The organism is Robertmurraya sp. GLU-23 (assembly GCF_052983275.1).
The window spans coordinates 44,534-66,386 of sequence record NZ_JBRKCV010000012.1 but is presented as its reverse complement, the minus strand read 5'-3'; the positions used below and the strand labels follow the sequence as shown (position 1 = coordinate 66,386).

At 38.3% G+C, this 21,853-nt stretch carries 25 protein-coding genes; 5 read left to right on the top strand and 20 right to left on the bottom strand.

Going from position 1 to position 21,853, the window contains the following annotated elements:
- Window positions 1-36 precede the first annotated feature (36 nt).
- The 8 genes from ACVBAX_RS17565 to ACVBAX_RS17530 all read right to left on the bottom strand — a co-directional run bounded on the left by ACVBAX_RS17565 (window position 37) and on the right by ACVBAX_RS17530 (window position 7,320).
- The gene (locus tag ACVBAX_RS17565) at window positions 37-1,044 is read right to left on the bottom strand and encodes a LacI family DNA-binding transcriptional regulator (RefSeq protein ID WP_447118168.1); all 1,008 of its coding nucleotides are present in this window, start codon (window positions 1,042-1,044) and stop codon (window positions 37-39) included.
- A gap of 116 nt (window positions 1,045-1,160) precedes the next feature.
- Complete coding sequence (locus ACVBAX_RS17560; protein WP_430773459.1) at window positions 1,161-2,438, bottom strand: TRAP transporter large permease; 1,278 nt, start codon at window positions 2,436-2,438, stop codon at window positions 1,161-1,163.
- 51 nt (window positions 2,439-2,489) lie between these two features.
- Window positions 2,490-2,981, bottom strand: a complete 492-nt coding sequence (locus ACVBAX_RS17555; protein ID WP_430773458.1) for a TRAP transporter small permease — start codon at window positions 2,979-2,981, stop codon at window positions 2,490-2,492.
- 116 nt (window positions 2,982-3,097) lie between these two features.
- Window positions 3,098-4,144: a TRAP transporter substrate-binding protein gene (locus tag ACVBAX_RS17550; protein WP_447118167.1), complete on the bottom strand. Its 1,047-nt coding sequence runs from the start codon at window positions 4,142-4,144 to the stop codon at window positions 3,098-3,100.
- A 522-nt stretch (window positions 4,145-4,666) separates the two neighbouring features.
- Window positions 4,667-5,791, bottom strand: coding sequence for a diguanylate cyclase (locus ACVBAX_RS17545; protein ID WP_447118166.1), 1,125 nt, complete (start codon window positions 5,789-5,791; stop codon window positions 4,667-4,669).
- Window positions 5,792-5,825: 34 nt separating this feature from the next.
- Complete coding sequence (locus ACVBAX_RS17540) at window positions 5,826-6,014, bottom strand: hypothetical protein (RefSeq protein ID WP_447118165.1); 189 nt, start codon at window positions 6,012-6,014, stop codon at window positions 5,826-5,828.
- A 171-nt stretch (window positions 6,015-6,185) separates the two neighbouring features.
- Window positions 6,186-7,019, bottom strand: coding sequence for a rhamnulose-1-phosphate aldolase (rhaD, locus tag ACVBAX_RS17535; RefSeq protein ID WP_447118164.1), 834 nt, complete (start codon window positions 7,017-7,019; stop codon window positions 6,186-6,188).
- Between the two features lie 172 nt (window positions 7,020-7,191).
- Window positions 7,192-7,320: a hypothetical protein gene (locus tag ACVBAX_RS17530; protein ID WP_430773454.1), complete on the bottom strand. Its 129-nt coding sequence runs from the start codon at window positions 7,318-7,320 to the stop codon at window positions 7,192-7,194.
- Window positions 7,321-7,487: 167 nt separating this feature from the next.
- Here ACVBAX_RS17530 and ACVBAX_RS17525 point away from each other — a divergent pair, with 167 nt between their 5' ends.
- Window positions 7,488-7,733: a YkuS family protein gene (locus ACVBAX_RS17525; protein WP_447118163.1), complete on the top strand. Its 246-nt coding sequence runs from the start codon at window positions 7,488-7,490 to the stop codon at window positions 7,731-7,733.
- Window positions 7,734-7,774: 41 nt separating this feature from the next.
- Here the strand turns inward: ACVBAX_RS17525 and ACVBAX_RS17520 are convergent, their stop codons facing one another.
- On the bottom strand, window positions 7,775-9,034 hold the full coding sequence (locus ACVBAX_RS17520; RefSeq protein WP_447118162.1) for an erythromycin esterase family protein: 1,260 nt from the start codon (window positions 9,032-9,034) through the stop codon (window positions 7,775-7,777).
- Window positions 9,035-9,166: 132 nt separating this feature from the next.
- On the opposite strand from ACVBAX_RS17520, the gene ACVBAX_RS17515 reads away from it, so the two are divergent.
- Window positions 9,167-9,352, top strand: coding sequence for a hypothetical protein (locus ACVBAX_RS17515; protein WP_447118161.1), 186 nt, complete (start codon window positions 9,167-9,169; stop codon window positions 9,350-9,352).
- A gap of 33 nt (window positions 9,353-9,385) precedes the next feature.
- Here the strand turns inward: ACVBAX_RS17515 and ACVBAX_RS17510 are convergent, their stop codons facing one another.
- A complete protein-coding gene (locus tag ACVBAX_RS17510) occupies window positions 9,386-9,571 on the bottom strand; it encodes a hypothetical protein (RefSeq protein WP_447118160.1) in 186 nt (61 codons plus the stop codon).
- Window positions 9,572-9,659: 88 nt separating this feature from the next.
- On the opposite strand from ACVBAX_RS17510, the gene ACVBAX_RS17505 reads away from it, so the two are divergent.
- Complete coding sequence (locus ACVBAX_RS17505; RefSeq protein WP_447118159.1) at window positions 9,660-9,830, top strand: SE1832 family protein; 171 nt, start codon at window positions 9,660-9,662, stop codon at window positions 9,828-9,830.
- A gap of 108 nt (window positions 9,831-9,938) precedes the next feature.
- Here the strand turns inward: ACVBAX_RS17505 and ACVBAX_RS17500 are convergent, their stop codons facing one another.
- Both ACVBAX_RS17500 and ACVBAX_RS17495 read right to left on the bottom strand, forming a co-directional pair.
- Window positions 9,939-10,112 carry an asparagine synthase gene (locus ACVBAX_RS17500; RefSeq protein WP_119708622.1) on the bottom strand — a complete coding sequence of 58 codons (174 nt, stop codon included), beginning with the start codon at window positions 10,110-10,112 and terminating at the stop codon, window positions 9,939-9,941.
- Between the two features lie 85 nt (window positions 10,113-10,197).
- The gene (locus ACVBAX_RS17495) at window positions 10,198-11,196 is read right to left on the bottom strand and encodes a glycosyltransferase (protein ID WP_447118158.1); all 999 of its coding nucleotides are present in this window, start codon (window positions 11,194-11,196) and stop codon (window positions 10,198-10,200) included.
- Between the two features lie 133 nt (window positions 11,197-11,329).
- Here ACVBAX_RS17495 and ACVBAX_RS17490 point away from each other — a divergent pair, with 133 nt between their 5' ends.
- Window positions 11,330-12,328, top strand: a complete 999-nt coding sequence (locus ACVBAX_RS17490) for an LLM class flavin-dependent oxidoreductase (RefSeq protein ID WP_447118157.1) — start codon at window positions 11,330-11,332, stop codon at window positions 12,326-12,328.
- Between the two features lie 38 nt (window positions 12,329-12,366).
- On the opposite strand, the gene ACVBAX_RS17485 is transcribed toward ACVBAX_RS17490, so the two are convergent.
- The 8 genes from ACVBAX_RS17485 to ACVBAX_RS17450 form a co-directional block, all read right to left on the bottom strand.
- Window positions 12,367-12,999 carry a DUF421 domain-containing protein gene (locus tag ACVBAX_RS17485; RefSeq protein WP_447118156.1) on the bottom strand — a complete coding sequence of 211 codons (633 nt, stop codon included), beginning with the start codon at window positions 12,997-12,999 and terminating at the stop codon, window positions 12,367-12,369.
- 58 nt (window positions 13,000-13,057) lie between these two features.
- The gene (gene hutG, locus ACVBAX_RS17480; protein WP_447118155.1) at window positions 13,058-14,014 is read right to left on the bottom strand and encodes a formimidoylglutamase; all 957 of its coding nucleotides are present in this window, start codon (window positions 14,012-14,014) and stop codon (window positions 13,058-13,060) included.
- A complete protein-coding gene (gene hutI / locus ACVBAX_RS17475; protein ID WP_447118233.1) occupies window positions 14,014-15,258 on the bottom strand; it encodes an imidazolonepropionase in 1,245 nt (414 codons plus the stop codon). Before hutI ends, hutG begins: the two co-directional genes overlap by 1 nt.
- Window positions 15,259-15,282: 24 nt before the next feature.
- Window positions 15,283-16,953: a urocanate hydratase gene (gene hutU / locus ACVBAX_RS17470; protein WP_447118154.1), complete on the bottom strand. Its 1,671-nt coding sequence runs from the start codon at window positions 16,951-16,953 to the stop codon at window positions 15,283-15,285.
- Window positions 16,954-17,012: 59 nt separating this feature from the next.
- A complete protein-coding gene (hutH, locus tag ACVBAX_RS17465; protein ID WP_447118153.1) occupies window positions 17,013-18,503 on the bottom strand; it encodes a histidine ammonia-lyase in 1,491 nt (496 codons plus the stop codon).
- Between the two features lie 226 nt (window positions 18,504-18,729).
- Window positions 18,730-19,299, bottom strand: coding sequence for a spore coat protein CotJC (cotJC, locus tag ACVBAX_RS17460; RefSeq protein ID WP_430773440.1), 570 nt, complete (start codon window positions 19,297-19,299; stop codon window positions 18,730-18,732).
- A gap of 16 nt (window positions 19,300-19,315) precedes the next feature.
- Window positions 19,316-19,576: a spore coat protein CotJB gene (locus tag ACVBAX_RS17455; protein ID WP_119708630.1), complete on the bottom strand. Its 261-nt coding sequence runs from the start codon at window positions 19,574-19,576 to the stop codon at window positions 19,316-19,318.
- Window positions 19,573-19,821, bottom strand: coding sequence for a spore coat associated protein CotJA (locus ACVBAX_RS17450; RefSeq protein ID WP_430773438.1), 249 nt, complete (start codon window positions 19,819-19,821; stop codon window positions 19,573-19,575). The genes ACVBAX_RS17455 and ACVBAX_RS17450 overlap by 4 nt, the downstream gene beginning before the upstream one ends.
- Window positions 19,822-19,969: 148 nt before the next feature.
- Between ACVBAX_RS17450 and shc the strand changes: the two genes are divergently transcribed.
- Complete coding sequence (gene shc, locus ACVBAX_RS17445; RefSeq protein WP_447118152.1) at window positions 19,970-21,850, top strand: squalene--hopene cyclase; 1,881 nt, start codon at window positions 19,970-19,972, stop codon at window positions 21,848-21,850.
- The last annotated feature ends 3 nt before the right edge of the window (window positions 21,851-21,853 follow it).

The following is a 21,853-nucleotide window of genomic DNA, read 5'->3' as shown; positions in this document are numbered from 1 at the left end:
GAGCCCATCGGCTCCCTTTTTTGTTAAAATAAGTATTCACGAAGATTTTCTTACTACCAATTCAGGCTGCAAGATAATTCGCTGGTTTTCACGATCTTGATTGACAATTCTTTGGTGAAGCAGAATCGCCGCCTGTGAGCCTATAAGGCTAGCATATGAAGAAACGGTTGTTAATGGAGGATTATATAATGGTGCCTCATTATTATTATCAAAACCAACTACAGCGAGATCTTGCCCCGGTTTTAATCCCGCATCGTTTAATCCAAGCATAACACCATGTGCGACTAAGTCATTAAAACAAAAGGCAGCCGTAGGTGGCTTCGCCTGGAATAACACCTTTCGAATGGCTCCCATTCCGCCTTCTCTAGTAACAGGACTTTCTACAATTAGCGTCTCATCGATATCTAAACCCGCTTGTTTTAACGCACTACAATACCCATTCCGCCTTTCCTTCCATGCAGTTGAATGGGAAGTTCCGCCAAGAAAAGCAATTCTTCTATGGCCTCTATGAATTAGGTGGTTTACAGCCATTTGAGCTCCCACTTCGTAGTCAATTCCTACATAATCACAGGAAACGTTTTCAATCTCCCTTACCGCTAAAACAAGTGGGATATCGATCGACTTCACCCGTTCAATACTATTTTTAGAGCTTTCTGAAACAGGACATAAAATGATCCCACCAACCCGATGTTCGAGCATTCTTGATATAAGCTGTTCCTGTTTCACATCTGAATCAAAAGTAGTACCTAGGAATACCGTATAACCTGCTTCCTCTAAGGAATGATGAACACCTCTAAGTAATTCTGCGTAAAACGGATTCGCGATGTCGGTAATAATTAATCCAACTGTTGAAGAAGACTGTGAACGCATATTGGCAGCAACTCTGTCATACACGTAGCCTAGCTCATGCATTGAATTCAGTACCTTCTGTTTTGTCTTTTCTGCAATTTTAGAACTGCCACGAACAATTAATGATGCCGTCGCCCGGGAAACGCCAGCATGATTTGCTACATCTTGCAGAGTTACTCTTTTTTTATGCGTCATCTTTAATCACCAGCTCACCAAAAATAATTTAGTTTCTATGTCTGTATCTTAAATACTACAGTTAATCAATTAATATACTATTACTATGTAGTATATAAGTATTAGTGTCAACTTTGTTATTCCATAAACTCAACTAAAAATAATGACACTTGTGGTATATAAGTTAAAATAAGAAGTGAAATAACCATTGCAACGAAAAATGGCATAACCGCTTTCGCAAGTGCTTCAATTGAAATCCCTGAAACACCAGACCCCACAAATAAATTTACGCCTAGCGGAGGAGTAATAAAACCTATAGCCAAATTAACAACCATTATTAAACCAAAGTGAATAGGGTCTACTCCAATATTCATTGCTACAGGTAATAAAAGTGGCGTTAAAATAATAATAGCAGCAACCGTGTCCATAAAACATCCTACAATTAAAAGTAAGATATTGATTAACAATAGAATAATAATCGGGTTACTAGAAATAGAAAGTAATCCCTCTGTAATTTGACTCGGAATTTGTTCGACCGTAAGTATTCGGCCGAATGCAGTTGCTGTTCCAACAATTAGCATAATCGTTGCTGTTGTAATTCCACTATCGATCAGCATTCGAGGTATATCTCTAATTTTAAGTTCTCGATATAAGAATATCCCAGCGATAAACCCGTATACAACGGCAATTCCAGCTGCTTCAGTTGGTGTGAAAACCCCTCCATAAATTCCCCCTAATATAATAATAGGGACTAATAGTGCCCATTTTGCATCCCAAGTAGCTTTCAAGAATTCTCTAAAAGTACTTTTTCCAATTCCTTTGTACCCTTGTTTTCGGGAATAAATATACGTCCAAATCATTAAAGCGACACCGACTAATATCCCTGGTAAGATTCCAGAGATAAACAACTTCCCTATTGATTGACTTCCAACTACTCCGTACATAACCATGGGAATACTTGGAGGAATGATTACCCCAATAGAACCTGCAGCACAGACAACTGCTGTTGCAAATTTCTTATCGTATCCTTGTTTAATCATTGCCGGTATCATGATCCCTCCAACAGCAGCAACTGTTGCAGGTCCTGACCCAGAGATGGCTGCAAAAAACATACAAGTAATAATTGCTGCGATAGCAATACCACCTGTTTTGTCTCCAACAATTGTATTAGCAACTTTAAATAATCTATCAGATAGCCCCCCCTTCCCCATAATCTCCCCCGCTAGAATAAAAAAGGGAACAGCTAATAGAGGGAATGAATCAATTGAAGTGATTAAACCTTGTGCCAAATATTCTAACGGCATAGAACCCGTATATAAAATGGTGACTAATGTTGATAATCCGATTGAAATACCAATCGGCACCGTAAGTATTAAAAATAGAGCAAGACTGCCAAATAAGACAAGTGCTGTCATCTTTTTCCCCTCCGTTTCATTTACATTTTAAAAATAACAACAGAGCAGTTATTACTGTGAAGCTTCTTTCCCAATAAGAATTTTCACCTGTTGGATAATTTGCTGAATCAAACGAATACCTGTTAATCCCATTCCAATTGGTCCAGCTAAGTAAACAAAACCAACTGGCAAACTAAGCGCAGGTGACAACTGTCCCCATGTAAGGAGCTTCATTGTAATTTGGTATCCATAAATCATTCCAAAAAGAGCAAATGCCAAAAATAATAAATTCCCTACTATCCTCAAGGCAGCTTGTGATTTCCCCTTTAGGGCTAAATAAAGCACATCCACACTCATATGCTTTTGTTTTTTCACTCCATAGCTGATTCCTAAGTACACTAGCCAAATAAAGCAGTACCTAGCTAACTCCTCTGACCAAGGTAATGAATCCTGCAGAACATATCTCATAAATACCTGCACCGAAATAACAAATACCATTACAAAAGAAAAAATTCCTATAAATAACTCTTCAAAATGCTCGTCAAGCCAGTGTAATATTTTCATATTCCATTCACCTCTTTCTAAAGGTAGAATACTCTTTTTAAATGTTTTATTTATTTATGTATACGGGTGATAAGATGAAAGCTTAAGGGGATTTTCCCCCTTAAGCTCGGTTTAACTTATTTTTTCAATTTGTTTATTTCTGCTAATAATTCGTCTACAAAATCCTCTCCAATACTAGCAGAATACTTCTCATATACTGGTTTAACTTTTTCTAGGAACGCTTCCTTTTCTTCGTCTGTAATATCAGTAACCGTCATACCATTTTCAGTTAGGAATTTATATCCATCTTCATCTTCTTTTTGGTTTAACTCTCTTTGATGATCTCTAGCTTCATCAGCGGCTTCTTGTACTGCCTTCTTTTCCTCATCGCTTAATGTATTCCAGAAATCTTTGCTAATTAAGAATGGACTTGCATTATATACATGGCCAGTCTTCGATAAGTATTTTTGTACTTCATAAAATTTATTTGCTGTAACATTTCCTACTGGATTTTCTTGACCGTCAACGACCCCTTGCTGTAATCCTGCGAATAATTCTGTGAACGCCATAGGAGTTGGGTTTGCACCTAATTCAGACCAAATATCCATATGGAGGTCATTTTCAAGAGTTCTAATCTTCAATCCTTTTACATCATCTGGTGTTTTTACTTCCTTTACACCATTGGTTAAATGTCTAAAACCATTCTCCCAATAGTTTAATCCAATTACATTCTGACTCTCCAATTCTGCTAATAAATCAGTTCCAATCTTTCCATCTAACACTTCATAGGCTACTTCAGAATTCGGAAATAAGAACGGTAAGTCAAATACGTTAAACTTAGGAACAAACTGAGCAATTGGTCCTGTTGACATTGTAGTTCCTTGAATGGATCCGAATTGTAACGATTCAAAAACTTCACGATCTCCACCTAGTTGACCGTTTGGATATACTTCTACTTTGATGGATCCATTTGTCTTACTTTCTACTAATTCTCCAAACTTCACTAACCCTTTTGTAAGTGATCGATCTTCTGAAGTTACGACTGCTAATTTCATTAATTTCTCACTCGTCTTAACATCGGAATCCTTTGGTTCCTCGTTATTCTCATTATTTGTAGATTGTTGTGAACACGCACCTAAAAACATTAAACATAAGACGAATAATAATGATAAAACTCTTTTCATTTCTCATTCACTCCTTATTGATAGTTTTAGAAACTAAACATTTAAACACTTAAAAAGATAACGCTTTCAAAAAATCACAATAACTTACCTCTGACCCCTCTTTGACCGTGTGAACAATTATAAAAGTTTAATAAATCAGAATACGCTTTCATTAATGAGATCGATTTAAATACTTTTATCTTTAACTAGATCTCCCCCCTCTCCTACCTACTTGTTCTAACTTTAAGGATATAAACGGAAGAATTAAATCGATCTAATTTATATCCATAATTTCTCTGTGTTTATAGTATATAACAGATAAATTGAGTAAAACAACTATTTTTTTAAAAGATTCTCAATTGTTTGTTAATTCAAACGGTACTAATTTCTATTAAAACAAAGCATGATCACGCATTTTTCTCCTGTTTATAGGAATTCAATACATATTTTTATTCATTACTTAAACCTAAAACTATATCTTTATTATTATATCGATCTAATTTTTATTAAATTCAATAAAAAATAAAGGCTTCGTAAAAGCCTTTATTTTCCCATCTCTTCTCTATATATCTCTACTCGACTTTTACCTTTCAATTTTGCTTTATAAAGCGCCTTATCCGCATTTGATAAAATCCTTTGTACAGTATTTCCGTCCTTCGGGAAGACGGCTACTCCCAATGATGATGTAGCTTCCACCACCCTGCCATTTAGCATCCAAGGTTCGCTTAATGAATCGCATAACATATACGCGATAGGAACAATGTAATGGTCACTTGGTAGGTCCGGGACTATGGCGATAAACTCATCTCCTCCATTACGTATAATTGGATCTGTGAAACGCAGATTTGATTGAAGCCGTTTCACGAATTGTATAAGTAATTGATCCCCTATTTCATGCCCCATCGAATCGTTAACATGTTTGAATGAGTCGATATCAAAGTAAATTAACCCAACCTTTGTTCCACTTATTTCAGAGTCTACTAGTATATTGGGTAGTTTTTCCATTAGAAAGCGTCTATTATAAACACCTGTTAGTGCATCTTGGTAAGCAAGCTTTTCTAAGTATGACTCATTGTTTTTTCGATCAGTAATGTCTCGAGCTGATATAATAACATGATCAAATTCTCCATTTTCCTTAAAAACACATGAACAAATGGATTCATACCATATATAATCCCCATCGGCTCTTAGTAATCGACTCTCAATTTTATTTTTTAGGATACTACTATCTACCATATCTTCAATCATTTGATTAATTCTCCGCGCATCATCAGGATGCATAATGGGAAACAAGGGTTTACCAATAAATTCATCAGCTGTGAAACCAAGGATATGCTTAAAAGAAGGAGATAAGTATAGAACGTTTCCTTCTTCATTAACCGTAATAATAATATCCTTCATATTCTCAGCAATCAATCGGTATGTCCGCTCACTTTCCTGAAGTTGAGCCTCTGCTTTTTTTCGTTCGGTTATGTTTCTACTGACAATGACCAAATGATGACGGTCTCCAGATTCTTCAAAGAAAGGAGTTTTGATCACCTCCCATACTTGACCCAAAATCGTTTTCTCAATTTTTAAAGCTGAACCTTGTATCCAAGCCTGCTCATCAGTGCTTGTGTTATATTCAAAAGACTCTCTAAATTTTGGTTGTAATTCAGCTAACTCCAAGTCTGTTTTTCCTCGATAGTCGATTCCCTCGAGTTCATATGCTTCCAAAACTTGTAAGTTTGTGACTATCTATCCACCTGCCAAATCCGTCCTTTACAACGATAAACTCCTGTATCATATCAATTAAAAAACGCAGTTGTTTTTCATTTTCCGATAAAGTAAGTAGGTCCTCCGTTAGAATTGACTGCGCATCAAATAACGAGAATGGATTCGTGTTACTCATTTCATTTCACCCTTCTCTTATAAACAATCATTAGTATTTTTTAGTTATAAATCCATTTTAGTATAAAAGTCCTACAAAAAGTATAGGAAAAAATTTCTTTCTTTTTGGTGAGATGAAATAAAGAACCATTCGTTAGGTTTACACCTTTCAAATGGTTCTTAGATTTCTCAACTATTTACTTACATTTGTTATCTCCAATATTCCTTCTCTCGGAATTACCTTAAATGCATCAGCTAAAGATTGAAGTTGTTCGTCAGATATCGTTTGTTTCTTACCGCCTTGTGAACAAACGATTGTGTATACTTCAGCTGCTTTTTCAGCGGTTTCGATTAATCCGAACGTTTCGTCAATTGTCGTTCCTGCTCCAAATACTCCATGGTGTGGCCATAGTACAAGTCTTGCATTTTCCATTTTCACAGCTGTCTCTTCACCAATCGCATCTGTTCCAGGTACCATCCAAGGGATAATAGACACACCATCTGGGAAAACAACAATACATTCTGTACACATTTCCCAAAGAGTTTTTGTAAAATCTTTTTCGTTGAGACTGTGAGTAAAAGTCATAGCTAACAAATGAGTCGCATGGCAGTGCATGATCACACGATGATTTGCATCTACAGCTAAGCGTTTCATATGGTTCTTCAAGTGTGTCGGTAATTCACTTGTTGCTACTCCTCCATCTTCAAAGCCCCAAAGAATGTCGTAATGTCCTCCATCCTCAGAGATTCGAATTAATCCGAGGTTAACAGCTGGGTCATTTGTTACATTTTTAAAATATTTGCCTGAACCAGTTACAATAAAATATCTTCCAGCAAGAGAAGATGCGTCAAAATTCATCGGTATTGTACGGACCTCTATATTATCTAAGTATGGATATACTTCTTCCATTGTTAACAAATAACTAATGTTTCCACCATTTCTTTCGTCCCATCCTAGACGGTATAAATTAGCTGTTGCTTCCTTCATTTCCTTAACAAATTTAGATTGTAAAATATCTTTACTCATTACACTCACCTGATTCCTGGTTTTTGTTTTTGTTTGTTTATACCATTATAATACACTCAAACAAAAGTAGAATCAACAAAACAAAATATAATATATTTGTTTATTTTTGTTTTGTTCATAACTCTGTCAAAAACCCATACAAAAACAATCAAAAGGGTTGCTCCCACTCCGTTTAGTATTTTTTCAATTCCTTAATAATCTCATTAATACGTTTTTCCACTTCATAAAGGTTCTTCTGCATGCGTTCACGCCGACCAGTCAAGACCTGCAATTCCTGTTTTAATTCTTCTGTTTTGCTCATAACTTCCCCTCCAGAAATGAAATAACATGACCGTTTTATTATGTGATTACCCAAGAAACTTATTAATTTGATTTATATTCTTCATGATGCTCACAATTTTGATCACACAATAGATGGAATTAAACAATAATAAATTGGGAAACTTAGAGTTGGAGGAGGTGGTACATATGCCAAGAGTTGGAGTTGAAGAATCATTATCGAATATCACTAGTGCGCTTCGTGAAAAGGGATACGATGTTGTTGAACTTAAGCAAGAATCTGATGTACAAGGCTGTGAATGCTGTGTAGTTACTGGGATTGACTCAAACGTTATGGGGATGTCTGATGCTAACATTCAAGGGCCTGTAATCGAAGCAAACGGTCTTTCTGCTGATGAGGTATGTCGTCAGGTTGAACAAAGAATGGGAAGATAAGCCGAAAATAATAGAAATCGGTTGGGTAAACCCAACCGATTTTATATTTTAACAGATTGTTTTGTAAATAATGGTGATAAAGCATTTGTTTCATCTACATGAATAAAACAATCGTACCGGTCTGAAACTCTAGTTGAAACATAATTTCCTAAATGCTCTACTTCTGGATTGTATACTACACCGATCGCACGATGTCCAATGACATCATTAAACAATTCTCTGTTTTGATCATCAAACAAAAAATATTTATTATAAGGTCCCGCTTCATGGAGAATGTACTCCCAGCTTCCCTTCCTAGCATTTGGTACAGGAAGCTCCTCAACCTTACCACCCCACTCGCGAGCCGCAATAACGGTTCCACGATGAGTACCAAACCCGACCGCATACACACTATTTCCATACTTCTCTCGTAACAATTGGCCAACATTTACTAACCCTTCCTCCGCCATGTCTGTTGCACGAGCATCTCCTAAATGGGTATTGTGTTCCCACACCACACATTTCGCCTTTTTTTGATGGGATGCTATGATTTTTTCTAGAGCTGCTACCATATGGCCATCTCGTATATTCCAGTCCTCTGGTCCCCTTTTTGCCATAGCCCGGTAATATCTCTCAGCATTTAACATCACCAAACTGTTTATGTCTATATTTAAGCCTTGCTCGTTTTTCCCATCATATTTGTGCTTATTTTGTTGAAGGGTTACTAAAACATTTAACACTTCCTCTGTACAACCTTCACCATAAAAGGCGGCAGACACGGCATAGTCTTCTGCTTTACGGTTAAATGGTTCAAAGCATTCGAAAGCCTTTTTCGCAGGATCCACAAGAGAGGGTGACACTTTTTCAAGCTGGTAAATAATTTCATCCATCGACTCCCAAAGACTATACACATCTATTCCATAGAAACCAACTTGGGAATGAGTCCTTGTGTTATGCTGCTTTAACCAAGTGACAAAATCCATAACTTCTTCATTTGCCCACATCCAAGTTGGCCAGCGGTTAAAATGAGAAAAGGCATTTTTTACTTCCCCATCACGATAGCCCTTAACATACTCATTAACCGTAAAACAAGAGGGCCAATCTCCCTCGACAGCAACAAAGGAAAAGCCCTTTTCTTCTATTAATTTCTTTGTAATTTCAGCTCGAATTTTATAAAATTCACTGGTACCGTGGGTAGCCTCCCCTAATAAAACAAAGTCAGCTTCCCCAGCTACCTCCACTATTTCGGATAAATCATCATAGGTGTCAAAACGAACAGAGTGATTTTGTATATCTTTAATTCTTTTGTCATTAATATGCATATGTCTCCTCCTAATCATCACTTTATTTTTTCCATACAGAAGATGAACAAAGCATGGAAATTCCTGCAGAACACATTTGGGCATAAACAATTAAAAATTGTCAAAGCCTATTAAAAAAAGGAGATGATATGGTTGAAAAAAAATAACGAATACTTAACCAATGCAGTCAGTCAAAATCAAGTGACCATCCAAAATGGGGGGGATTACCCTAATTTGAAAAATATCCCTGGTGATTCGGTTGATGAGCACAAAGTTCAAGAAGTAGCAAACCAAATCATTACGGGAGATGAAATCAAACAGCAAAATGAAAACTTATAAAAAGCACCCCATAAGGGTGCCTTAGCAAACAGATCAGCCCATGCCTGGCGGGTGGCTTTTTAATTGCTTGTTAATTAGATCGTCTCTCTCTCCCCCATCTGCTAGCTCTTCTGAAAATGTATGGGTGTCTGCACCCTTCTGTCCAACAAGCTTAGATGTACGAATGGTTTTAGGAGAAAGATTATTATTTGGTGCCGCTTGTTCGTTCCAGTCACTCACTTTTCATACCTCCTTACTTTTTTTGTACATCTTAGGTTTCTGCGTTACACTAAAACTATGCATAAAAAATAGAAAGTGGTGTGAAAGGATGACAAATCAAGAAATTGAAGTAAAGATTTCAGAACTAAAAGTGGAATATGTACAAATTCAAAACGATATTGAAAAGCTTGAATCATTTGATCAATCTGTTGAAAAACTAGAAGGAAAGCTTCAGGAAATTGAGAAGGAATTAGCGTATTATCATTCGATGGAGAAATAAGAGTAAAGTGGCTCATTAAAAGCCACTTTGAATTCTGATTTTAGTTTACATAATATAATTACTGTTAACTAAAAAAAGAAACGAGCAGCATTCGCTGCCCGTTTCTTTTTAACGACGGTGTTGGACAAGGTCAATGACCCCTAAAACGACATGTGCTAAGCCGAAACCAAAAACCGTATTCGCAACCATTTTGTTTGCTCCACGTTTTTGTTTCAGTGCATACCCAGTGGCTGTCACAGCAGAACCTAATGCAGTTGGAATTAAACCTTCGCGTATATTCATCGCTTGAATCCCTCCACACATCGTTATTGGGTGTTGTAACACCCTCCTTATTTTGCTCTTAGGTTGGGTTGTTATGCTAGCTACTTTATTTGATCCACCCATTGAAAAATTTATCATATCCTTTTTTCATTACAGTACTTGAGAATGCACTAAACGCATAGTCTCGATTGGCCATTGATGTCTGAATAGAAGAATTTAACGCCATATTTACTAGCTCAAACCAATTTTGCTCATTACCAGCAAAAGAATGTGGTGCACTAATATGGTTGTAGCAAGGATGTTCAGGCTTTACAACAATCTTGCCCATAGCTAGTGCCTCGGTTAGCGGCATGGCAAATGTGTCAAACTTTGAGCTGCTCCAATAGACTTTGGAAGAATTCATCAAAGCAAAAACTTCATCTTGTGAAAGTGCAAATTGTAGTTTCACGTTTGAAGGAATATCATATTTTTTCATACTTTCCCTATAACGCTCACCCCCAAAGACCATGTACACTTCCGTTTGAGGGTTTTGTTTTGCATATTCAATCACTAGATCTGGACGCCTATTTTCTTCATCTCTTCCAATCCAAAGGAGACGATTGTTAACTACTTGGGAAGGGTCATAATATTTAGTTGCCATCTCCTCATTAAAGCCAATCGGTATGACTGTCACATCGTGAACACCAAAATTTCTCGCCATTTCCCCTTTTAAAAATTCAGTTTGAACAATAGCCTTGTCCACAATGGAGTAAAACGGCTTCATCATTTCATATCCTGTTAAAGCTGGATCTGGGAAGCTATGTGGAAATAAAACACTATTCTTTAAGAACATATTTAAAAAAGTAAAACCAGAGACCGTGTAAATCACATGGTCTATTTTTTGAGAATAGATTTGGTCTAAGACGATATCATAATTGACAAGATCTCCTTTTTCATGTTCATAACCTGGAAGCCAATCATATCCACTTACATGTCTTTCAGGAGAAATAAATACAATTTCTATTCCAAGCTCACTTGAAATTGATTTTAAACGTTCTGCAAATATTCGAGGACCTTGTGCCTCGCTAAACTGTATCTTTCTCATAACTAACCCGACTTTTGTCATACACTTCATCCCCAATATTTAATTCAATAAAATGATTTTAACATATTTACAAAGCAAATTATTTTGATAACAAGCAATTACTTGCTAAAATACAACTGCTCATTATTTAGGAAAACGAAAGAAGATGATAGATATGATTGAAAATAAAAACATTCCTCTGTCTGTATTGGATTTAGTTCCCATTGTACAAGGAGGATCTGCTTCACAAGCATTGCGTAATTCTGCCTCTCTTGCTCAGCATGTAGAATCATTAGGTTACCACCGCTATTGGCTAGCAGAGCATCACAATATGCCAGGGATAGCAAGTGCAGCGACCTCTGTCGTTATCTCTCATGTGGCTGGCCATACGTCAACGATCCGTGTTGGTTCAGGTGGAATCATGCTCCCTAACCATGCTCCCCTTGTTATTGCAGAACAGTTTGGTACTCTTGATGCTTTGTTTCCTGGCCGAATTGATTTAGGACTTGGCCGTGCTCCTGGAACCGACCAAATAACGGCTCATGCATTAAGAAGAGAGAGAAGAAGTGATGGCAACGATTTTCCTGAGCAGCTCGAGGAATTACAATCCTACTTCATACCGAGTGATGATAAAAGGGTTCGTGCCTTTCCTGGTGAAGGTCAAACCGTTCCTATTTGGCTACTTGGTTCAAGCGGTTTTAGTGCGCAACTTGCTGGACAACTAGGGCTACCTTTCGCCTTTGCTAGCCATTTTTCACCTTTATATACTTTACCTGCTTTGCAATTATACCGCCAACATTTCCGTCCATCTGAAGTGTTAGACAAACCATACGCTATGGTTGCGGCAAATGTCGTTGCGGCAGATACTGGTGAAGAAGCAAAAAGACTAGCAACCAGCATGCAACAACAATTTCTTAATCTAATTAGAGGTAACCCTGGTCAGCTTCCACCACCTGTTGAAAACATGGATGAGATTTGGAGTCCGTATGAAAAGGCAACTCTACTGCAGCAGTTTGGTGAACCAATTGTCGGGGACCGTGACACGGTAAAAGCAAAACTCGAGGACTTTTTACATGACACACAAGCAGACGAGTTAATGATTCATACGCAAATTTTCGACCATGAAGCAAGACTGAAGTCATACGAGATTGTTGCAGATACACTAAGAAAATAATAGAAAGGAGTAGCTATTCAAAAAGCTACTCCTTTCTATTATTGTAGATGCTTCGGTACATCATATTCATGTGATTTGTTTTTAACCTCTTTGAACAAGTCACTATTGTTTTGTAAAGGATCCTGCTTTGGAACACTTGTATCTGATAGCATAAATGCCTCTAACAAAGTCTTTATCGTTTGTACGTCTTGTTTTAGAGATTCAAACTGTTTTGTTGTAACTGGTTGTGCTGATGTTTTTAAAATGAATGCAACTCTTCCATTTGGCTCTAATGTTGCCCACTCTACATCTGAAATCTTATTTACACTTGATTGTCTTAATGCCATTTCAAGCTGATCAACAGTCATACGTAGCTTTCTCAGGGCTTTTTCATTTAATTGACCTTTTTCTATTAGTATCTTAGATTTACCGGTAATAAATTTTTCAATTTTGTCTGATTTAATCTGCAAAAATTCTATTACGACAAGAGTTAAGACAAGTACTCCTCCAACTGCAAAGGTAACAAAAAGACCTCGTCCAGTGACTGGTTGTATCAATAGTGACCCAAGCCCAATCATTATCACTGTCTGAGCAAGTGTCATCTGCGAAATGGATTTCCTACCCGCAACGCGAAGGAGTAACGTGCCAACAATTACAATTAATATGGCGTGCCATACCCAATCAAACTGCAATACTCTTCCTCCTAGGTGATGTAATTTATGGGTATAGTGTTCCAGTCACTCACTCTTTTCATTCAAATGTTTCCCTTTTCGAGTACATAAACTTCAACATTGAAAAAGCAGCAAGTCTTGAAGTCATCTCACGAACATCCTTTGATGGGTCAACTTCAACAATATCCATAGCCTTTACCTTTGGATGAGCAGAAGCTATTTCAATAGAAGATAGTAACTCTCTACTCGTAAAACCTCCGGGACCGATAGCTGGACAGCCTGGAGCAAAGGCTTGATCCACAACATCCATATCAACAGACAAGTATAGATAATCTACTTCTTTCTCTAAACGTGTCAATTCATTTATTAGAATCGCAGCTAATCCTATTTTTTCTATATCACCCATTGTGTAAACCTGTATCCCTTTTTCTCTTGTGTATTCACGATAAACCTTTGAATTAGAAAAATCTCTTATTCCAATTTGAACAAGGTCATCTCCCTTAAGATATCCACTTTCAATTAAACTACGAAAAGGGGTACCATTTGTTCGTCCACTATCTTCAAAATTTCGTACATCATGATGAGCATCCCATTGAATGACTCCTATTCGGCCAAGGTTTTCCGAAAAGGCACGAATCGAGGGAAAACTCACACCATGGTCACCACCTAAGATCACATAACGTTCACAGGATTTCTCCTTAAGCATATCTGACACACTTTGATATATTCGCTCAATCGACTCAGTTAAATCAGTTGGATGAGTGAGGCAATCACCATAGTCTAGTATTTTCATGTCATGGTGATCCTTGTCTGTTTCCCCAGAATAGGTGGTGAAGCTTTTAAAGTGAGAACGAATTTTTTGCGGTGCCTCGGCTGCCTGTGAAAGAGAGATAGATGTTTTCGAGAGTGGGAGACCGATGATACCAATCTCTCCTTTCTCACCTTTACTAAATGGCACTATGGTTTCAGACACCTTTGTCACATGTCGATCTCGGAAGACAGCTTCCTTCCCAAACGTTACGTATTCAAAGCTCATTACTCATTCCTCCGAATCATTTTCCCTGCAACATACACGGAGTTTGCATGATTCACACCAAAATGGTACGGAAGATATTGATAATTGGGAATATCCCATATAACAAAATTGGCTAGTGCACCAATTTTTAATGTTCCTGCCACATTCTCTTTCCCGATAGCAAAGGCTGCGTTTATCGTTACAGCGTTCCATATCTCCTCTGCTGACATCTTTAGTTTTAATGCTGCTAAAGACATAATCATTTGGAGATTCTCCGTTACACAGCTTCCTGGATTAAAGTCTGTTGCCAAAGCCACAGCTGCACCTCCGTCGATCATTTTTCTCGCCTTTGCATAATGCTCTTTCCCCAGATAAAACGTAGTACCTGGTAATAACACCGCTACCGTATTACTAGCACCTAGCTGTTTAATTCCTTCTTCAGAAGCTGCCACTAAATGGTCGGCACTCGTTGCGCCTATTGATACCGCTAACTCTGTGCCACCAAGTGAATCAATTTCATCTGCATGGATTTTCATTCCAAAACCAAGCCTCTTCCCTTCTTCTAAAAACCGCTTAGATTGGTCGACAGTGAAAACTCCTGTTTCACAAAAAATATCTACATACTCAGCAAGTGACTTCTCTTTAATGTCCTTTAACATAGAAATCATCTCATCTAAAAATAGATCACTTTTCCCCTTAAATTCGGGCGGAACTGCATGAGGACCTAGGAAGGTTGATACCAATTGAATGGGATACTTTTCCTGTAGTTTCTTCATTACCCGTAGCTGCTTTAGTTCCGTTTCGCGATCAAGACCATAACCACTTTTACCTTCCACCGTTGTTACTCCATAAGAGATCATTCGATCTAGATGAAAAGAAGACTTTGCAAGCAATTCGTCTTCAGTACTGTTTTTTGTGGATTGGACCGTTGATAGAATTCCTCCTCCAGAGGCTAGAATGTCCAGATAAGGAACGCCCGCCTGTTTTAGTGCCAATTCATGTTCCCGAGATCCTGCAAATACAAAATGGGTATGAGGATCAACTAGACCAGGAGAGACCACTTTACCCTGGACGTCTAGCAAAGACAAAGCTTCTAGCTTCTCCCCTTCTTCCGAATGACCTATCCATGCAACTCTTCCCTCTTTTACCGCAAGTGCTGCTTTTTCGATTACGTGTAGATGCTTCATTTCCTCGCCTTTTAGTGGACGAGATGAGGAAGCAGGGAGAATCAGCTGACCGATATTAAATAAAAGCAAATCGTACATCATGATCACCTTTCCCTAAAAATATCATTTTTTATAACGGACCATCGGAATATCCACGCCCTTTTCTTTTGCTACTTCAATCGCTTTTTCATATCCAGCGTCAGCATGGCGGACAATCCCCATACCAGGATCCGTTGTTAACACACGTTGTAATCTTTCCTCTGCAAGTTTTGTCCCGTCAGCTACAGCAACCATTCCCGCATGCAGGGAATAGCCCATGCCAACACCTCCTCCATGATGAACAGAAATCCAAGATCCGCCAGCAGCCACATTGATTAATGCATTTAATATAGCCCAATCACCAACGGTATCACTTCCATCCTTCATTGCTTCTGTCTCCCTGTTTGGAGATGCCACTGAGCCACAATCTAAATGGTCACGCCCAATAACGATAGGTGCTTTTAGCTCTCCTTTTTTCACCAACTCATTAATCCCAAGGCCCATTTTCACTCGTTCACCATATCCTAACCAGCAAATACGAGACGGAAGTCCTTGGAAACTCACCTTTTCTTGAGCCATGGTAATCCATCTTTGCAATGGTTCATTTTCAGGAAAAAGCTCCCTGATTAACTGATCAGTGCGGTAAATATCATTGGGGTCCCCTGATAAAGCTGCCCAGCGAAACGGTCCTTTTCCTTCACAAAACAATGGCCGAATAAAAGCCGGTACAAAGCCTGGAAAATCAAAGGCGTTTTGTTCTCCTTCATCAAACGCCACTTGCCGAATATTATTTCCGTAGTCAAAAGTGATCGAACCTATTTGTTGAAACTCAAGCATCGCTTGAACATGGGCCATTATAGATTTCTTTGACAAACTTATATATTTTTTAGGATCTTCCTTTCGAAGGATTTGAGCTTCTTCAAGTGATAAACCAATTGGAATATAACCATTTAGTGGATCATGCGCGGATGTTTGATCCGTTACAATGTCTATAGGTATCTTCTTTTGTAACAATTCGTGATGAACATCAACAGCATTACCAACGAGAGCAATGGAAAGTGGTAATCCCTTTACCTTTGCCTCCTGCGCCCAGGCAATTGCCTCATCAACTGAGTGTGTAAAACGATCACAATATTTTGTTTTGATTCTTTTTTGCACCCGCTCAACGTCTACCTCAACCGCAATACAAACTCCTCGATTCATCGTGACTGCCAAAGGCTGAGCACCTCCCATACCACCCAAACCAGCAGTTAAGGTAATCGTACCTTGCAAGGAACCACCAAAATGCTGCCTTGCTAACTCAGCAAACGTTTCATACGTACCCTGTAAAATTCCTTGCGTTCCGATGTAGATCCAGCTACCTGCCGTCATTTGTCCATACATCATGAGTCCCTTTTGATCCAACTCGTGAAAATGTTCCCAATTTGCCCACTTCGGAACAATGACCGAATTGGATAAAAGTACACGAGGTGCAGCATCATGTGTTTTGAAAACGGCTACAGGTTTCCCAGATTGAATGAGCAACGTTTCATCGTTTTCAAGCCTTTTTAACGTTTCAACGATCGAGTCAAATGCCTCCCAATTTCGAGCAGCTTTCCCAATTCCACCATAGACGACAAGCTCTTCCGGTTTCTCCGCCACATCAGGATCTAAATTATTACAAAGCATGCGAAGTGCCGCCTCCTGTTCCCAACCTTTGCACTCCAGTTCGTTTCCTCGTTTGGCTATGACTATACGATTTTGATTTGCATTCATTGAACATATCCTCCTTTTTTTGAAGCAGTGGGTGGTGGTCCATTATTAAAATTAATTGTTCATTTTATATCCGTTTCCTTCAACCAGGCCGCCATCTTTTCAATATCTTTCGAAAATATTCGATCACTATCAATAGATGGGACAATGTTTCTTGCTTCTTTATAAAAAGCTAGGGTAGTTGGGGCCATTTTTTCAATCCCACGGTATTGGACAGCTTGAAGCGCACATATGCATTCGATTGCTAGGACACGTCGTACATTTTGAATTATCATATGAGCGTGCCGGGAGGCAATTGTTCCCATGCTTACGTGGTCTTCTTGATTGGCTGAGGATGGGATGGAGTCTACACTAGCTGGATGTGCTAGCGTTTTATTTTCAGAAACGAGAGAAGCAGCACAATACTGCATGATCATTGCTCCAGACTGTAATCCTGGTTGGGGACTTAAAAACGGTGGGAGGTCATTTAATCCCGGGTTTACGAGCCGTTCAATTCGACGTTCTGATATATTAGCGAGTTCAGCCATGGCAATTTTCATAAAATCCATTGCGAACGCGATCGGTTGACCGTGGAAATTCCCACCTGATATGACCATTTGGCCATCATCAAAAATTAGTGGATTATCGGTTGCTGCATTCATTTCAATTTCGAGCTTTTCCTTTACATAATCAAGCGCTTGTAACGTCGCACCATGTACCTGAGGAATGCAGCGTAAAGAATACGCGTCTTGAACTCTCTTTTCGCCTTGACTTGTTATTAGCTTACTTTCTTTAAGCAGCTCACACATTCTTGCAGCAACTTCTGTTTGCTGCACATATCCACGTGCTTCATGAATAGCAGGATGGAAGGCATCAATAATTCCTTCTAATCCTTCAATGGTCATAGCTGCAATGATTTCACTTTGATAAAACAATCTCATTGATTCAATCCAATTGATGACACCTTGCGCAGTCATTGCTTGTGTTCCATTAATTAAGGCTAACCCTTCCTTTGCCTTTAAAGAAATAGGTTGAATTCCTTTTTCTTTTAGTATGAGGTTCGCTTCATATATTCCTCCTTCAACATGCACTTGTCCTTCACCAATAAGCACAAGTGCTAAATGTGATAAAGGAGCTAGGTCTCCTGATGCGCCTAACGAACCCTGCTGGGGGACAACCGGATGGATTCGCTCATTCAATAGGGTTTGGAGCTGCTGGATAATCTCTACCCTTACTCCTGAAAACCCTTTAAGCAGGGCATTTAAACGGAGGAGCACCATTGCACGTGAGACAACTTCTGGAAATGGATCACCCACTCCACATGCGTGAGAGCGGATCAAATTTAACTGCAAATCATTCACATCTTTTTCCGCAATCATACAATCGCTAAATTTCCCAAAGCCGGTAGTGATTCCATAGATCGTTTTCTTTTTTGATACAATTTCCTCAACAGAGTATCGAGATTGCTCAACTTTCCTTATACTTTCTTCTGCTATCTCTACAGTTGCAAAACCATAACAAATATCCTTTATTTGCGATAACGTTAAGGACTGACCTGTTAACACAACCTTCATGTTGCTCCCTCCACCTTCACCACTTTATGCGACTAACATTCAAATAATATATTCTGAAAGTTTTAATAATTCTATTGTAAGTGGATGTTTTTAGAAAGGTCAACAAAAAATTGGTAAATTTTAGTATGTTAGAATGTTAGTTTACTACTCTGGTAAAGGGACAGAGCAAGTTAAAAACAAGAAATGCCAGCTATAACATTTAGCTGGCATTTCTTGTTTTATTATTTTAAAATATCTTCTTTCGATCTCTTTCTTCCTTCAAGAGTTCAACAGCCTCACGAAATCTTTGCGAATGAATCACCTCCCTTTCCCTTAAAAAGCGAAGTGAATCATTTAAATCAGGATCATCTGACATATTTATAATCCATTGATAAGTGGCACGAGCCTTCTCTTCTGCCGCAATATCCTCGTAAAGATCGGCAATAGGATCTCCTTTCGCTTGAATATACGAAGCGGTAAAAGGAACCCCAGCAGCATTATGATAAAAGATAGCTGAATCATGGTTCGCATAGTGATCAGATATACCTGCAGCCTTTAATTGCTCTGGTGTGGCATCCTTTGTCAACTTATAAATCATCGTTGCAATCATTTCTAAATGTGCAAATTCCTCTGTCCCAATATCAGTTAACAGACCAACCACTTTGTCTGGAATCGTATATCTTTGGTTTAAGTATCTTAACGCAGCAGCCAATTCTCCATCTGCTCCGCCATATTGTTCTATTAAAAATTTTGCTAAGGTTGGATTACAGGTTGTTACTTTTACCGGGTATTGCAATTTCTTTTCATATACCCACATTTTTTACCCTCCCTTTCTACACCTGCCAGGGCCAAGGAGATGTTCCCCAACTCCAATTTGCATCTGTATAACTATTTCCATATTGAAGAAGTGGACCGAACTCTGCTTCAAACTGTTGTTTAATCTGTTTACTGTATTGTGCAAATTGATTAAATTGCTGCATCGCTTGTTGATCGGTTTGGTGAGTATCTAAGTACAATGTGAGTTCTACTAGGACGAAGTCAACGGCTTGAATTTCTTCCATTAATTGATAGTATCTTTCAGGCAACTGCTTCATAAGCCCTCCCTCCTTTTTGATTCATAAGGGTTTTCATAATAATCATAAAAAATAGGCCATAGCGTGCCTTTTTGTAACGCTTCTTTCGGAGAGAATTGCTGAAGATTAGGCGGTTGAAATCCTACATAAAGATTTGGTGGTGTTGAGTAAAACTTAACTCCAATCGGACGACAAGGATCGAACGGACTGTGGTAAGGTTGGTACGTTTTCATGTGAGTAAATACTTGTTTAGGCTGGTTAGCCATAATTTCCACCTCTTTTTACCCAGTTTATAAAATATACTCGAATACCGCTTGTCACTATGTCTAAAAAGTTCTTTTCATTCAAATCGTATGTTTTCTTATCCAGCCACATATTTTTAACTGACAATCTCGAATAAGAGGTGTGGTGCGAATGAGAAATGAAAAGGTAAAGAAGACCAAAGATCAATTAATTGAAAGTCTGAGAGGTAAGCAGAGAAGAGATGGTTCGTGGAAGTTTTGTTTTGAAGGAAGTTTAATGACAAATGCATATATGATTATTTTGTTACGGTCATTGAATATCCAATCTGAGGAGATGCTCATTAAACGACTGGTGCATGAGATATGTAAAAAACAAGAAAACAATGGGGCATGGAAATTATATTATGATGAAAGATTCGGAAACTTATCTAATACAATTGAATGTTATTTTGCACTACTTTATTCCGGTTACTTACCAAGGGATTCTGATGTTCTCCAAAAGGCAAAGTCTTTTATTATCAATAATGGGGGAATTCAAAAATCTGAGTGGTTAACAAAATCCATGTTAGCTATTACGGGACAAATCCCCTGGCCAACCATTATTAAACTCATTCCAATAGAAATCATGCTTTTACCAACATGGTCACCCATTTCCTTGTTTGAAATCGTTGGCTACGCTAGAGCTCACTGGGTACCTATTATCATTTGTTCGAATAAAAATTATAAAAACGTTCACCCACAACGTCCTTCACTAGAAGACTTGAATTTAGGGAGAGGAGATGATCAGTCGCAAGTAGATGACCGTTCAATGAAATTGATCTCAAAAATTAAATCAGAAGCTATCAAACTAGCAGAAATACCAGAACAAATTCATGAAGAGTCATTTCATAAAGGTGAAACGTACATGCTTGAAAGAATAGAATCGAATGGTACATTATATAGCTATTTTAGCTCTACCTTTTTTATGATTTACTCCCTGTTGGCACTTGGATACAAAAAAGATCATCACATTATTAAAAATGCCATTGAGGGGATGAAATCTTTTCTTTTTGAAGAGAAAGACCTCTATTTTATTGAAAACTCACCATCTACGGTTTGGGATACCGCACTAATAAGTAATGCCTTGCATATTGCTGGTGTAAAGGATACGGATCCAATGATAAGAAGATCAACTCAATATTTATTAAACCACCAGCATACTACCTTTGGTGATTGGATGATAAATTGCCCAGACACTCCACCGGGTGGATGGGGTTTTTCTCCAATCAATACAATGATTCCAGATATAGATGATACGACCGCTGCTTTACGTGCGCTTACACCTTCCACTATTGCAAAACAAATCCCTTCAACTGCTTGGGAAAAAGGAGTTAACTGGGTAATTTCCATGCAGAACAACGACGGTGGGTGGGCAGCTTTTGAAAAAAATACCACGAATAAGTGGCTCTCCTTTATCCCTTTCAGATACGAGGATCGAGTTCTATTTGACCCTTCCACTGCTGATTTGACTGGTAGGACACTTCATTTTCTTGGAGAATACACGAATATCGAAAGAAAATCAGCCACAATCAATAAAGGAATTAACTGGCTTAAAAAGCATCAACTCGAGGATGGCTCATGGTATGGTCGGTGGGGAATTTGCTATATTTACGGTACTTGGGCTGCCGTTACCGGATTATTAGCTTGCGGAGTTAGCCGATCCGATCCTACCATCAAACGGGCGGTAAATTGGTTGGTTTCGATTCAAAACAATAATGGTGGATGGGGTGAATCATGCTCTAGTGACATGAAAAAGAAATATACGCCACTTTATGCAAGTACCCCCTCACAAACCGCATGGGCTTTAGATGCACTGATTTATTATTATGAGAAACCAACAATACAAATAGAGAATGGAATGGAATTTCTTTTTTCGTCACTCGAAAAATCGAATTGGACGATTGAGTATCCAACAGGGGCAGGTTTGCCTGGAGGTTTTTATATTCATTATCACAGTTATAACTACATTTGGCCCCTCGTTACAATTAGCAATTATCAACGAAAATATTTATAGAAT

Coding starts and splice junctions, on each gene's coding strand:
- ACVBAX_RS17450 (WP_430773438.1), bottom strand. CDS start 19,821: ATGGCTAACCAGCCTAAACAAGTATTTACTCACATGAAAACGTACCAA.
- hutG (WP_447118155.1), bottom strand. CDS start 14,014: ATGAGCTTTGAATACGTAACGTTTGGGAAGGAAGCTGTCTTCCGAGAT.
- hutH (WP_447118153.1), bottom strand. CDS start 18,503: ATGAAGGTTGTGTTAACAGGTCAGTCCTTAACGTTATCGCAAATAAAG.
- ACVBAX_RS17550 (WP_447118167.1), bottom strand. CDS start 4,144: ATGAAAAGAGTTTTATCATTATTATTCGTCTTATGTTTAATGTTTTTA.
- ACVBAX_RS17500 (WP_119708622.1), bottom strand. CDS start 10,112: ATGAATATACGCGAAGGTTTAATTCCAACTGCATTAGGTTCTGCTGTG.
- ACVBAX_RS17560 (WP_430773459.1), bottom strand. CDS start 2,438: ATGACAGCACTTGTCTTATTTGGCAGTCTTGCTCTATTTTTAATACTT.
- shc (WP_447118152.1), top strand. CDS start 19,970: ATGAGAAATGAAAAGGTAAAGAAGACCAAAGATCAATTAATTGAAAGT.
- ACVBAX_RS17490 (WP_447118157.1), top strand. CDS start 11,330: ATGATTGAAAATAAAAACATTCCTCTGTCTGTATTGGATTTAGTTCCC.
- ACVBAX_RS17530 (WP_430773454.1), bottom strand. CDS start 7,320: ATGAGCAAAACAGAAGAATTAAAACAGGAATTGCAGGTCTTGACTGGT.
- ACVBAX_RS17495 (WP_447118158.1), bottom strand. CDS start 11,196: ATGACAAAAGTCGGGTTAGTTATGAGAAAGATACAGTTTAGCGAGGCA.
- ACVBAX_RS17555 (WP_430773458.1), bottom strand. CDS start 2,981: ATGAAAATATTACACTGGCTTGACGAGCATTTTGAAGAGTTATTTATA.
- ACVBAX_RS17525 (WP_447118163.1), top strand. CDS start 7,488: ATGCCAAGAGTTGGAGTTGAAGAATCATTATCGAATATCACTAGTGCG.
- hutU (WP_447118154.1), bottom strand. CDS start 16,953: ATGAATGCAAATCAAAATCGTATAGTCATAGCCAAACGAGGAAACGAA.
- ACVBAX_RS17505 (WP_447118159.1), top strand. CDS start 9,660: ATGACAAATCAAGAAATTGAAGTAAAGATTTCAGAACTAAAAGTGGAA.
- ACVBAX_RS17520 (WP_447118162.1), bottom strand. CDS start 9,034: ATGCATATTAATGACAAAAGAATTAAAGATATACAAAATCACTCTGTT.
- rhaD (WP_447118164.1), bottom strand. CDS start 7,019: ATGAGTAAAGATATTTTACAATCTAAATTTGTTAAGGAAATGAAGGAA.
- ACVBAX_RS17540 (WP_447118165.1), bottom strand. CDS start 6,014: ATGAGTAACACGAATCCATTCTCGTTATTTGATGCGCAGTCAATTCTA.
- ACVBAX_RS17455 (WP_119708630.1), bottom strand. CDS start 19,576: ATGAAGCAGTTGCCTGAAAGATACTATCAATTAATGGAAGAAATTCAA.
- hutI (WP_447118233.1), bottom strand. CDS start 15,258: ATGTACGATTTGCTTTTATTTAATATCGGTCAGCTGATTCTCCCTGCT.
- ACVBAX_RS17565 (WP_447118168.1), bottom strand. CDS start 1,044: ATGACGCATAAAAAAAGAGTAACTCTGCAAGATGTAGCAAATCATGCT.
- cotJC (WP_430773440.1), bottom strand. CDS start 19,299: ATGTGGGTATATGAAAAGAAATTGCAATACCCGGTAAAAGTAACAACC.